An 11,645-nucleotide genomic window follows, 5' to 3' on the forward strand; every position below is an offset into this window, starting at 1 on the left:
GCCTCGGCGCGGGCGCGGGAGGCGCGCTCGGACTGGGCCTGGCGGGAGAGCGCGTCGGCGCGTCCGGCGAGCGCGGAGGCGCGCTCTTCGGCGGTGCGGACGGAGAGGCGGGTCTCCATCTCGTTCTGGCGGGCGGCGTCGAGTTCGCGGGAGAGGACGTCGCGCTCGTCGGTCGAGGGCTCCTCGATCTCGGGGAGCGATTCGAGCTCGTCGAGCTGCGTTTCGAGGTCGTCGAGTCCGGCGGTGTCGGTCTCGCGGGCGGTCTGGGCGCGGTCCTTGGCCTGGGCGAGGCGGGCGACCTCGGCTTCGGCGCTGCGGGCGGCGGCGCCGAGTTCGGCAAGGCGGCGGGCGACGACGCTGTGCGCGGCCTGGGCCTGGCGCTGGGCGTTGCGGACCTCTTCGGCGGCGGCCTCGGCTTCGGCGTGGGCGTCGCGGGCGCCGTCGAGCTGCTCGCGCAGCTGCGCGGCGAGGGACTCACTGGCGACTCTTCGATCTCGCGCCTCGTCGACGGCGGCCTGGATCTCGATGTAGGACTGGGCTTTCGCGGAGCCGCCATGGGCGGTCGCGGCGCCGAGGACGTCACCGGCGCGGGTGACGGCGGTGAGCGCGGGGTGGGCCTCGACGATGGCGCGGGCCGCGGGGAGGTCGTCGGCGACGACCATGCCGGCGAGGACGGCGCGGACGGTGGAGGCGAGTTCGGCAGGGGCGGAGACGGTGTCGGCGACGGACACGAGCCCGGCCGGGACGTCCACTTGCGCCTGGCCACCGGCGATCAGGCTGTGCTTTATCAGGAACCCCGCCTGGCCGCCGTCCTCGTCGCGGAGGAGCTGGATGGCCTGCGCGGCGGTCGCGGGGCTGGTGACGGCGATGGCGTCGGCGAGGCGGCCGAGCGCGGCGGCGAGGACCGGCTCGTAGCCGGGACGGACCGTCAGCAGGGCGGCGACGGAGCCGAGGACGCCGGGGACGGCGTCGGCGCGGGCGAGCAGGGCGGCGGCGCCGTCCTTGCGGCGCAGGCCGACGGCGAGGGCCTCCTCGCGGGCGGCCCACTGCGAGGCCTCCCGGTCTGCGTCGCGCTCGGCTTCCTGGAGGCGGTCGAGTTCGGCCTTCGCGGCGGCGGTGCGGGCCTTCGCGGCGACGATCGCCTCGTCGAATTCGGACTCGGCTTCGACGGCCTCGTTCTCGGCCTCGGCTTCGGCGTGCGCCTCGGCGGCGGCCTCGGCGCGCTCGCGGGCTTCGGCGAGGGCGATGGAGGCGCGCTCGAGCTCTTCGGCCGCGGCGATGGTGCGGGACTTGAGGGAGTCCACTTTCCCGCGCAGCGTGGCGAGCGCTTCGCGGCGCTCGGCGGCGGCCTTGACGGCGCCGACGATGCGCTGCTCGGCCTCGGACAGGGCCGCCTCGGTCTCCTCGCGGGCCTCGACGGCGGCGGCGAGCCGCTCGGAGTCCTCGGCGATGCCCTCGCGCAGCTCGATCTCCTGCTCGCGGATGCGCTGGGCCTCGGTCTCCAGGACCTCGGGGTCGCGTCCGGCGCGGTCGTCCTGCTCCTCGGCGAGGTAGCGGCGGCGCTCGGCGGCGAGCTGCGCGGTGGAGCGGAGGCGCTCGGCGACGGCCTGGAGCCGGTACCAGGTCTCCTGGAGGCGCGCGAGGCGCGGCTTGTCGGCGGCGTGCGCGGCCTCGACCTCGCCCACCTGGGCGGAGAGGCGCTCGTGCTCGTCGGCGAGGACTTCGCGGCGCTCCTTGAGGGCCTCCTCGTCGGCGAGGTCCTTGGCGATGTTGGTGCGCAGGCCGGTGAGGTCGTCGGCGAGGAGGCGCAGGCGGGCCTCGCGCAGGTCCATCTGGATGGTCTGGGCGCGCCGGGCGAGTTCGGCCTGGCGGCCGAGCGGCTTGAGCTGGCGGCGCAGCTCGCCGGTGAGGTCGGAGAGGCGGTCGAGGTTGCCCTGCATGCCTTCGAGCTTGCGGAGGGCCTTCTCTTTGCGCTTGCGGTGCTTGAGGACGCCGGCCGCTTCCTCGATGAAGGCGCGGCGGTCCTCGGGGCGGGCGTGCAGGTAGGAGTCGAGCTTGCCCTGGCCGACGAGGACGTGCATCTCGCGGCCGATGCCGGCGTCGGAGAGGAGGTCCTGGACGTCGAGGAGGCGGCAGCGGTCGCCGTTGATCTCGTACTCGCCCTCGCCGGAGCGGAACATGCGGCGGGTGATCGACACTTCGGAGTAGTCGATGGGGATCGCGCCGTCGGAGTTGTCGATCGTGAGGGTGACCTCGGCGCGGCCGAGCGCGGGGCGGCCGGTGGTGCCCGCGAAGATGACGTCCTCCATCTTGCCGCCGCGCAGCGACTTCGCGCCCTGCTCGCCGAGGACCCAGGCGATGGCGTCGACGACATTGGACTTGCCGGAGCCGTTGGGACCGACCACGCAGGTGATCCCCGGTTCGAAGCGCAGGGTCGTGGCCGAGGCGAAGGACTTGAATCCCTTCAGCGTGAGGCTCTTCAGGTACAACGGTCGCTCCGGCTGTCGGCGTCGGCGGGGTATAGGACCGTCCCAGCGTACAAGGCCGCTGTGACCGGATCGGGGAGATCAAAGGTCTCAAAGGGGACGAACCCGGACCGGGTACCCGGGATTTCGGGCCCCGGACACGACAATGCGCGCCCGCTGCTGGCAGCTGGCGCGCCTATCTTCTCTTGTGCGAGTGACGGTCTAGGTCAACGCGGGCTCGTGCAGCCGCATCAGCTCCTCGACATGATCGTGTTCGATCTCGTCTTCACGGGACCGGAGCTCGGCAAGCTCGGTCTCGAGGTTGCGTACTCGCGCGCGTAGCTGGACCACTTCTTCGAGCAGGCGCTTGTTGGGAGCCTGGCCGATGTGGCCGTAGAGGGCTTTCGCCATGTTTTCTCCTTGCGATCACGTCGTCTGGTGGCGTTGGAGTACGCACCAAAAGAACGTCGCATGTGCTGAGTGAATTTTTTTAGCCGCCGGGGCCGATTGCCCCTCGCCGGACCAGTGGAGCACGGCTCGTGAACACTGGCCGTCACCCACCATCTTCCGCCTTTCCGGCGGTCTTCGTCAAGCTTTGCACATGCTTTGCCCTCGGGATTCGACGGGGGTCACACCTGCGGGGGGCGCTGCGTGAGTGCGCGCTCACGCCGTGCTCAGTGCGCGGCGGGCCGGAACCTGATAGTGTCCCCCAGAACGCGAACTACCCCCGTGTATTTCACCCCCGCGACGGAGCCGTAACCCCATGCGAAGACTCCAGGGCGGGCGCCACCGCGACCCCGCCGAGAGCACGCGCCGGATGTTCATCGCCATCCTGGCCTCGTTCGGCCTCGCGGCCGGCGCGACCTCACTGTGGGCGGTCGGGTCGCCACTGGACGGCACCGAAGTGGCCGCCGAGGACCCCACCACCGGCGCCGCCACTTCCGAAGCGGCCGAAGAGAGCCCCACCGTCTCGCCCCTCGCGGACATCCAGGAGGCCGAGATCCTCCCGCAGGACGCCGAGGAGGAGCCGACCACCGAGGCGGCCGAGGAGACCACGACCGCCGAGGAAGAGGACGACGGCGGTTCCGGCGGCGGCGAGGACGACGGCGGCTCCGACGCCCCGTACGCCGACGCCGAATCGGAGGTCCTCGCCATCGTCAACGACCGGCGCTCCGAGAACGGCTGCGGCGACCTGGCCCGCGACTCGCGCCTGGACACCGCCGCGCGCCTCCACGCCGAGGACATGGCCGTCAACGACTACTTCGACCACACCTCGCAGGACGGCCGCAGCCCGACCGACCGCGCGAACGCCCAGGGCTACGAGGGCGGCGTCGGCGAGAACATCGCCTACGGCTACCCGGACGCCGAGGCGGTCATGGAGGGCTGGATGAACTCCGAGGGCCACCGCGCGAACATCCTCAACTGCGGCTACGACGACATCGGGATCGGCGCCTACGACCGCGACGGCACCATCTACTGGGTGCAGATGTTCGGGTAGCACCACCGCGGGGCCTGCATTATCGCAGGTGGGCGCCGCTGCGCCCTCGTACTGTCGTCCATCCGACTCAACGCTGGACTGGACGATTACCAACAGTCATGCTGGGGTGGCCGCCTGAAGGGCGCGCATCTGGGGAGGCGACCGAAGAACACCCGAAGGATGAGGTGCCACCGTGCGTGTCATGCTGTACGACCCGAATCAGGTCTTCTCCGCCAGCATTCGACCCCTGCTCCACCGACGCGGCGACCTCCCCGTCGAGGCCCGCAGCGCCAAGGCGCTCGCCGCCGCGGACTCGCAGGTCGACTGCTGCCTGGTCGCCCTCGAAGCGGTCTCCCGGAACCGGGTCCTGACCGACTGCAAGCGGCCGGTCTTCCTCATCACCGACCGCGAGGACGGGTCGGTGCTCCGCAAGGCCGTCTCCGTCTCGGCCGCCGGCATCGCCAACACGCACATCCTGCCGAGCGAACTGCTCCGCGCCATCGACGCCGGTCTGGCCAGCCCGCCGTACTACGACCCGCAGCTCCTGCGCGCCGCCCTCCAGCCCGCGCCGCTGCTCGGCGACCAGGACGCGCTCGAACTCGCGCACCACCTGACGCCGCGCGAGGACGACGTCCTGCGGCGCATCGTCCGCGGCGAGCCGACCAGCCACATGGCCAGCCAGATGGGCGTCTCGGTGTCCACGGTCCGCTCGCACGTGCAGAACGTCCTCGGCAAGCTCGGCGTGAACTCGCGCCTCGCCGCGATCGCGTTCGCCATCAACTACGGGGTCGACACGGTCCGGGAGAAGCACCCGCAGCTGAGCTAGGCCGACCCGCTGGGCATACTTGAAACGTGCCAGAACTCCCCGAAGTCGAGACGGTCCGCCGCGGGGTCGACGCGGCCTTCCGCGGCGGACAGATCAGCGCCGTCGAGGTCTACAACCCGCGGACCGTGCGCCGCCACGCCACCGGCATCGCCGACTTCCAGGCCAGCCTGAAGGGCCTGGAGATCACCGGAACGGGGCGCCGCGGCAAGTTCATGTGGCTGTCCCTCGACGACGGCCGCGCCCTCATCTGCCACCTCGGCATGAGCGGCCAGCTCCACGTCGTCACCGACGGCCGCGAGCCGCACAAGCACCTGCGCGGGCGCATGACGTTCACCGACGAGCGCGAGCTGTGGTTCATCGACCAGCGGACCTTCGGCTACTGGGAGCTGTCCGACATGGACGGCGCCGTGCCGAAGACCGTCGGCCACATCGCCCCCGACGTCTTCGAGACCGCCTTCGACGCCTCCGCCAGCGCCGACCGCCTGCTCAAGCGCACCATCGAGGTCAAGAAGGCCCTCCTCGACCAGGGCTGGATCAGCGGCGTCGGCAACATCTACGCCGACGAGGCCCTGTGGCGCGCCCGCCTGCGCGGCCGCCGCACCGGCGACTCGCTCAGCCGCCGCAAGGCCCTCGAACTCCTCGGCCACGTCGAGGACGTCCTCACCGAGTCCCTCGCGGTCGGCGGCACCTCCTTCGACGAGCTCTACGTCGACGCCCGCGGCGAAGCCGGCTACTTCGCCCGCGAACTCGCCGTCTACGGCCGCGCCGGCCAGCCCTGCAAGCGGTGCCAAACCCCGATCGTCCGAGAAGTCATCGGCGACCGCTCCGCGCACTACTGCCCGAAGTGTCAGAAATAGCGACTGTCGGACCCCTCGGGCACCGTTGATTCGGGGGCGGCTCCGCTCGCCCGTTTTGCCCCGTAATTGCCGTTCACATAAGCGAAGGGGCGGGAACCGGTGACCGGTTCCCGCCCCTTGAAAAGCCTTATCGCTGCTTGACGCCCAAGCGCTCCGAGAGCACCTGCCACGCCAGCTTCGCGGCGATCTGCTCGGCGTCCTTCTTGGAACCGCCCATGCCCTCGCCGAACTCCTCGCCCGCGACCACGGCCCAGGCCGTGAACTGCTTGGCGTGGTCCGGGCCCGACTCGGTGATCCGGTACTCGGGCACGCCGAGACCGGAGTCGGCGGTCAGCTCCTGGAGGCTGGTCTTCCAGTCCAGGGCAGCGCCCTGTCCGGCCGCGGCCTCCATGAGCGGGTCGAAGAAGTGGTGCACCACGCGCTTGGCGACCTCGACTCCGTACTGGAGGTAGACCGCACCGAGCAGCGCCTCCACCGCGTCGGCCAGGATCGAGTTCTTGCCCCGACCGCCCGAGCTCTCCTCGCCCTTGCCGAGCAGGAGGTGCGGGCCGATGCCGCCCGCGCCCATGCGGCGCGCCACCCCGGCCAGCGCCTTCATGTTGACCACGGACGCGCGCAGGCGCGCGAGCTGGCCCTCGGGCAGGTCCGGGTGGTTGAGGTACAGCGCGGTGGTCACCACGAGGCTGAGCACGGAGTCCCCGAGGAACTCCAAGCGCTCGTTCGTGGGCAGCCCGCCGTGCTCGTACGCGTACGACCGGTGGGTCAGGGCGAGACGCAGCAGTTCGGGGTCGACGTCCCTGACCCCGAACACCGCTTCGAAATGTTGTACTGCCTTGTCGCCCATCAGAGGGAGGACTTAGGCCTCAAGGACCTGACGGCCCCTGTACGTGCCGCACACCTCGCAGACCTGGTGGCCGCGCTTCTTGGCGTGGCACTGCGGGCACTCGACCAGCTGGATCGGCGTCGCCTTCCACTGCGACCGACGGTGCCGGGTGTTGCTGCGCGACATACGACGCTTCGGAACAGCCACTTCAGAACTCCATACTTATTCGCTGTGCTATTTCGATTCGCCGTCGGTGTCGGCGAGCCGAAGCTTGTCCAAGCCCGCCCAACGGGGGTCCACGGTCTCGTGAACGTGGTCGTCGGGCAGTTCGTCCCAGGGGACGCCGCAATCGGCGCACAGCCCCGGGCAGTCAGGTCGGCACAGCGGGGTGACCGGCATTGCCAGCACCAGCGCGTCCCGAACCGCGGGCTCCAGATCGAGCAGATCCCCACTGAGCCGCAGAATCTCATCGGCCTCGGTGGTCGCGTCGGTGACGGAGCCTTCATAAGCGTACAGCTCCTGCACCTGGACGCTGAGAGCGTCCTGCACGGGTGCGAGGCACCTCGCACACTCGCCCTCGGCCACCGCTCCGACCTCGCCGTCGGCGAGGACGCCCTCGCTGACCGCGGTCAGGTGGAGGTCCAGGTCGAGGAGGGCCGATTCGGGGACGGCGTACCCCGGGAGACCGAGTCCGGCGGGTGCCGGGACCTCGAGCGCGACGTGCATCGTCGTGCCCGAGCTGCGCCCGAGCTCCGCGGTGTCGAACACCAGCGGCGCGGCGGGATCAGGAGCGGTCTTCGTCATGGGTGTACTGCGGTCCTTCGGTCAGGGAGATGCGCCTCGATCGAGGCCGACCGGTAATGCTACCTGAGCCCCGGCACCGGTCCCAACCCAGGCCGGAGCCCAACGGGGACGTGATTTCGGCGATACCCGGGCCCGCCGAAGGTCGGTCTTGTCGGACCCGCCGGGGAGGGTGGGGAGCTATACCCACCCAGGGTGGGAGGACCCGGCCCGGCCGCCCACCCGAACTTCGGCTCCAGCCCGGCCCCGCCTGCCGCAGGCGGCGCCCGGTGGGACCTACAGCTGCGGGAGCGGCTTCTCGTCCTCGAACTGCTCCTGCTGGGTGGGGGTGAAGCTGCCGATCTCGCGGAGGGTGTGCATCTTGTCGCGGCCCCGCTCGACGCCCGAGAGGGCGCGGTGCAGGAACTGCTCGAAGTTGGCGAGCGTGGTGTCGACGTAGTCGTCGACCTCGTCGCGCAGGCGCTGGGCCTCGCCGCGGGCCTCCGCGATGATGCGGTTGCCCTCGTGCTCGGCCGAGACCGTGATCTCGTGGCGGGAGACCAGGCGCGCGTGCTCGGACTCTCCCTCGGCGATGATCCGCTCGGCCTCGCGCTCGCCGGCGTTGATGATGCTGTCGCGCTCCTGGAGCATCGCCTCGGCCCGCCGCAGGTCGCCGGGGAGTTCGTTCTGAAGCTCTTCGAGCATGGCGATCATCTCGGCCCGGTCGACTTTGCAGGCGCGGGACATGGGGACGGCCTTGGCCTGCTCCACATAGGCGATGATCTCTTCGATCCGGTCGAGCGCACCCACCGATTTGCTCCCGTCGATGTCTGTCATGGGGACATTGTCCCGTATGAGGGTGGAAAGTGCGGCTATTCCTGCCGCAAGCGCTCGATCAGTCGCGATTGGACGATCTCGGGCACGTGCGAGGAGACGTCGCCGCCCCATTTCGTGACGTCCTTGACCATCGAGGACGACAGAAACGAGTACAGGGGGTTGGTCGGGATGAACACCGTCTCTATACCCGCCAGCCCGTAGTTCATCTGGGCCATCTGTAGTTCGTAGTCGAAGTCGGAGGCCGCGCGGACCCCTCTGACGAGCACTCCGGCGCCGTGCTTCTGGCAGAAGTCGACCACCAGTCCCTGGAAGGACGCCACTCGAACATTGGGCATGTCCGCGGTGGTCTCTTTGAGGAGCTCCACTCGTTCCTCGACGCTGAAGAGCGCGTTCTTGGAGGCGTTGTGGAAGACCGCGACCCAGACTTCATCGTACAGCTGGGCGGCGCGTCCGAAGATGTCGAGATGACCGTACGTCACCGGATCGAATGACCCGGAGCAGGCGGCGATTCGGGCTTCAGGTTTCACAGGGCGTGACCGTAGCAAAGTGCCGTGGTGCCGTAGCGGCGGACGCGGTCTTCTGCGATCTTCGGCGGCCACGGGACGGTCGCGTCCTTGCCGCCGCGCTCGACGACCACGTCGGCGTCCGGGGCGAGCCAACCCTGTTCGACCAGGGCTTCGAGGACGCCCGCGACCGCCGCGTCGGTGACGGCGTAGGGCGGGTCGGCGAAGACGATGTCGTACGGCTCGGCCGGGGCGCTCTGGAGGGCCTTCTCGACCGGGGCGCAGATCACTTCGCCGCCCGCGACGCCGAGGTCGGCGAGGTTGCGGCGCAGGAGCTTCGCGGTGAGCGGGTGCGACTCGACGAACAGGGCCGCGGCGGCGCCGCGCGAGAGCGCCTCGATGCCGACCGCGCCGGAGCCGGCGTACAGGTCGGCGAAGCGGAGCCCGTCGAGGTCGCCGCCGGGGGCGAGCGAGTTGAACAGCGCTTCGCGGACCCGGTCGGAGGTCGGCCGGGTGCGGTCCCCCGGGGGCGTGGCGAGGCGGCGGCCCTTGAGGCTGCCGGCGATGATCCTAGTCATTTGGGTTCGAGTCTAGACCGCTCCGGCCGCCTCAGCCCTTCTCCAGGAACTCACCGCGATCGGCCGCCAGGTCGTCGACGAGCGCCGCGAACGCGGGCTCGCGCTTGAGCTCCGGATCGGCCTCGATCAGGGCGGTCGCCTCCGCACGGGAGGCGGCGATGATGTCGGCGTCCTTGAGCAGCGACAGGAGCTTGACGTGGGACTTCATGCCGGACTGGGCCGCGCCGAGGACGTCGCCTTCGCGGCGCTGCTCCAGGTCGAGCTCGGCCAGCGCGAAGCCGTCGGTGGTGGAGGCGACGGCGTCGAGGCGCTCCCGGGACGGCGTGCCTTCGAACGCCTCGGAGACGAGCAGGCACAGCCCGGGGTGGGTGCCGCGGCCGACGCGGCCGCGGAGCTGGTGGAGCTGGGAGATGCCGAAACGCTCGGCGTCGAGGACGACCATGGCGGTGGCGTTGGGGACGTTGACGCCGACTTCGATGACGGTGGTGGCGACGAGGACGTCGAGGTCCCCGGCGGCGTAGGCGCGCATGACGCGGTCCTTCTCGTCGGGATCGAGGCGGCCGTGGAGGAGGCCCAGGCGCAGGCCGCTGAGCTGGTTGGCGCGCAGTTCTTCGACGATGTCGGTGACGGCGAGCGGCGGGCGCTTGTCGCTCCCGGCGGGGTCCTCGGTCTCGTCGCCGCCGACGCGGGGGCAGACGACGTAGGCTTGGCGTCCGGCGGCGGCCTCTTCGCGGATGCGCGACCACGTGCGGTGCATCCAGCGCTGGTCGGTGTAGGGCACGACGTGGGTGGCGATGGGGCTGCGCCCGGCGGGGAGCTCGGTGAGGCGGCTGGTCTCCAGGTCGCCGTAGACGGTCATGGCGACGGTGCGCGGGATCGGCGTGGCGGTCATGACGAGCGTGTGCGGGGGCTTCGATGCTTTGGCGCGCAGGGCGTCGCGCTGCTCGACGCCGAAGCGGTGCTGCTCGTCGACGACGACGAGGCCGAGGTTCGCGAAGTCGACGCCGTCGTACAGGAGCGCGTGGGTGCCGATGACGATCCCGGCGGCGCCGGTCTTGACGGCGTCGAGGACGGGGCGGCGCTGGGCGGCGGTGGCGGAGCCGGTGAGGAGGACGACCTGGGTGGCTTCGGGCGGGGCGCCGAGCTGGCCGCCGTTCGCGAGGTCGCCGAGCATCTCGGCGATGGACCGGTGGTGCTGCGCGGCGAGGACTTCGGTGGGGGCCAGGAGCGCGGCCTGGCCGCCGTGGGCGACGACCTGGAGCATCGCGCGCAGTGCGACGAGGGTCTTGCCGGAGCCGACGTCGCCTTGGAGGAGCCGGTGCATGGGGTGCTCGCGGGCGAGTTCGGCGGCGATCTCGGCGCCGACCTGCTCCTGCCCGGCGGTGAGGTCGAAGGGGAGGCGCGCGTCGAAGGCGTCGAGGATCGCGCCGCCCTCGGGGTAGGGGTCGGCGGTCTCGCCGGCGGAGGCGGCCTTGCGGCGGACGAGGACGGTCTGCATGACCAGGGCCTCTTGCCATTTGAGGCGCTTCTTGGCCGCGCCGAGGTACTCGTGGGACTCGGGGCGGTGGATCTGGCGCAGCGCGGTCCCGTAGTCGAGGAGGCCGAGGCGCTCGCGCAGGGACGCGGGGAGCGGGTCGGGCGGGCTGGGGACGAGGCCGAGGACGGTGTGGACGGCCTTGGCGACGTTCCAGGTCGGCAGTTCGGCGGTGGCCGGGTAGACGGGGATGAGCGTCCCGGCGAACTCCTCGATGGCGCTGGAGGGATCGGCGGCGTCCTCGGCGAGGAGCTGGTACTGCGGCGAGTTGAGCTGGAGGCGGCCGCGGAACTGGGCCACCTTGCCGGCGAACAGGCCCCAGCGTCCGGCGACGAGCTCCTTGGCGCGCCAGCCCTGGTTGAAGAACGTCAGTGTGAGGGACCGCCCGGCCTCGTCGGCGACGATCACTTCGAGGAGCTCCCCGCGGCCGCCGCGCCCGCGGCCCTTGCCCGAGCGCGGCGTGAAGGTCTTCTTGACGGCGGCGCGGACCTGGGCGGCGACGGTGACGTCGTCGCCGATCCCCAGCGAGGCGAGGTCGGTGCGCTCGCCGCGCTGCGCGTAGCGGAACGGGTAGTGCCCGAGGAGGTCCCCGGCGGTTTCGAGGCCCAGGCCTTCGGCGAGGGTGTCGGCGGTCTTCTTGCCAAGGACCTCGCGCAGGCGGGTCTCCAGCCCTACGGTCATTCGGCTCCGATCAACAGCAGCGGTTCGTCGTCTCCGGCGGGCAACTGCTGGATCTCCACGGTCGGCCACGCCTCGCGCACATGATGACTCAGGGCTGTGACAGTTTCGGTGTCCGACCCGTTCCCGGGCAGGACGGTGAGGAGTTCGGCCCCGGCGGCGCAGAGCCGGTCGGCGAGGTCGCGGGCGGCCCCGGCGGCGTCGGGGGCGGTGGCGACAGCCTCGCCGCCGACGACGACGGCGTAGGCGCCCTCGCGGCTGCGGACCTCGCCGGTGCGGCAGGCGGC

At 71.1% G+C, this 11,645-nt stretch carries 12 protein-coding genes and 1 pseudogene; 3 read left to right on the plus strand and 10 right to left on the minus strand.

Annotated elements, in window-relative coordinates; all coding sequences use genetic code 11:
- A partial coding sequence (locus DI269_RS16540; protein WP_112137767.1) for a chromosome segregation SMC family protein occupies positions 1-2,489 on the minus strand: 2,489 nt, incomplete at its 3' end.
- Between the two features lie 198 nt (positions 2,490-2,687).
- On the minus strand, positions 2,688-2,876 hold the full coding sequence (locus DI269_RS16545; protein WP_091053193.1) for a hypothetical protein: 189 nt from the start codon (positions 2,874-2,876) through the stop codon (positions 2,688-2,690).
- A gap of 352 nt (positions 2,877-3,228) precedes the next feature.
- Here DI269_RS16545 and DI269_RS16550 point away from each other — a divergent pair, with 352 nt between their 5' ends.
- The 3 genes from DI269_RS16550 to mutM all read left to right on the plus strand — a co-directional run bounded on the left by DI269_RS16550 (position 3,229) and on the right by mutM (position 5,625).
- On the plus strand, positions 3,229-3,963 hold the full coding sequence (locus DI269_RS16550) for a CAP domain-containing protein (RefSeq protein ID WP_112137769.1): 735 nt from the start codon (positions 3,229-3,231) through the stop codon (positions 3,961-3,963).
- Positions 3,964-4,144: 181 nt separating this feature from the next.
- Positions 4,145-4,768: a helix-turn-helix transcriptional regulator gene (locus tag DI269_RS16555; protein WP_112137772.1), complete on the plus strand. Its 624-nt coding sequence runs from the start codon at positions 4,145-4,147 to the stop codon at positions 4,766-4,768.
- 26 nt (positions 4,769-4,794) lie between these two features.
- A complete protein-coding gene (gene mutM / locus DI269_RS16560; RefSeq protein ID WP_112137774.1) occupies positions 4,795-5,625 on the plus strand; it encodes a bifunctional DNA-formamidopyrimidine glycosylase/DNA-(apurinic or apyrimidinic site) lyase in 831 nt (276 codons plus the stop codon).
- A 127-nt stretch (positions 5,626-5,752) separates the two neighbouring features.
- Here the strand turns inward: mutM and rnc are convergent, their stop codons facing one another.
- From rnc to DI269_RS16600, 8 genes and pseudogenes are all read right to left on the minus strand, one after another.
- Positions 5,753-6,469, minus strand: coding sequence for a ribonuclease III (gene rnc, locus DI269_RS16565; RefSeq protein ID WP_112137777.1), 717 nt, complete (start codon positions 6,467-6,469; stop codon positions 5,753-5,755).
- 12 nt (positions 6,470-6,481) lie between these two features.
- Positions 6,482-6,655 carry a 50S ribosomal protein L32 gene (rpmF, locus tag DI269_RS16570; protein ID WP_112137780.1) on the minus strand — a complete coding sequence of 58 codons (174 nt, stop codon included), beginning with the start codon at positions 6,653-6,655 and terminating at the stop codon, positions 6,482-6,484.
- A gap of 27 nt (positions 6,656-6,682) precedes the next feature.
- The gene (locus DI269_RS16575; protein WP_112137783.1) at positions 6,683-7,252 is read right to left on the minus strand and encodes a YceD family protein; all 570 of its coding nucleotides are present in this window, start codon (positions 7,250-7,252) and stop codon (positions 6,683-6,685) included.
- A 273-nt stretch (positions 7,253-7,525) separates the two neighbouring features.
- Complete coding sequence (locus DI269_RS16580; protein WP_112137785.1) at positions 7,526-8,038, minus strand: hypothetical protein; 513 nt, start codon at positions 8,036-8,038, stop codon at positions 7,526-7,528.
- 62 nt (positions 8,039-8,100) lie between these two features.
- Entirely contained in the window at positions 8,101-8,592 is a 492-nt protein-coding gene (gene coaD, locus DI269_RS16585) for a pantetheine-phosphate adenylyltransferase (RefSeq protein WP_106364919.1), read from the minus strand.
- The gene (gene rsmD, locus DI269_RS16590) at positions 8,589-9,146 is read right to left on the minus strand and encodes a 16S rRNA (guanine(966)-N(2))-methyltransferase RsmD (protein ID WP_112137787.1); all 558 of its coding nucleotides are present in this window, start codon (positions 9,144-9,146) and stop codon (positions 8,589-8,591) included. The genes coaD and rsmD overlap by 4 nt, the downstream gene beginning before the upstream one ends.
- A gap of 31 nt (positions 9,147-9,177) precedes the next feature.
- A complete protein-coding gene (recG, locus tag DI269_RS16595; protein ID WP_112137790.1) occupies positions 9,178-11,361 on the minus strand; it encodes an ATP-dependent DNA helicase RecG in 2,184 nt (727 codons plus the stop codon).
- Positions 11,358-11,645 (minus strand): annotated as a pseudogene (locus DI269_RS16600) (hypothetical protein); the annotation flags it as partial. The gene recG and the pseudogene DI269_RS16600, both read right to left, overlap by 4 nt.

Source organism: Glycomyces dulcitolivorans, assembly GCF_003265355.1.
Taxonomy (GTDB): Bacteria; Actinomycetota; Actinomycetes; order Mycobacteriales; family Micromonosporaceae; genus Glycomyces; species Glycomyces dulcitolivorans.

Bases quoted from the DNA above. Each gene is read 5' to 3' on its own strand.
- DI269_RS16545 (WP_091053193.1), bottom strand. From the start codon at position 2,876: ATGGCGAAAGCCCTCTACGGCCACATCGGCCAGGCTCCCAACAAGCGC.
- DI269_RS16550 (WP_112137769.1), top strand. From the start codon at position 3,229: ATGCGAAGACTCCAGGGCGGGCGCCACCGCGACCCCGCCGAGAGCACG.
- DI269_RS16555 (WP_112137772.1), top strand. From the start codon at position 4,145: ATGCTGTACGACCCGAATCAGGTCTTCTCCGCCAGCATTCGACCCCTG.
- rnc (WP_112137777.1), bottom strand. From the start codon at position 6,469: ATGGGCGACAAGGCAGTACAACATTTCGAAGCGGTGTTCGGGGTCAGG.
- DI269_RS16575 (WP_112137783.1), bottom strand. From the start codon at position 7,252: ATGACGAAGACCGCTCCTGATCCCGCCGCGCCGCTGGTGTTCGACACC.
- rsmD (WP_112137787.1), bottom strand. From the start codon at position 9,146: ATGACTAGGATCATCGCCGGCAGCCTCAAGGGCCGCCGCCTCGCCACG.
- recG (WP_112137790.1), bottom strand. From the start codon at position 11,361: ATGACCGTAGGGCTGGAGACCCGCCTGCGCGAGGTCCTTGGCAAGAAG.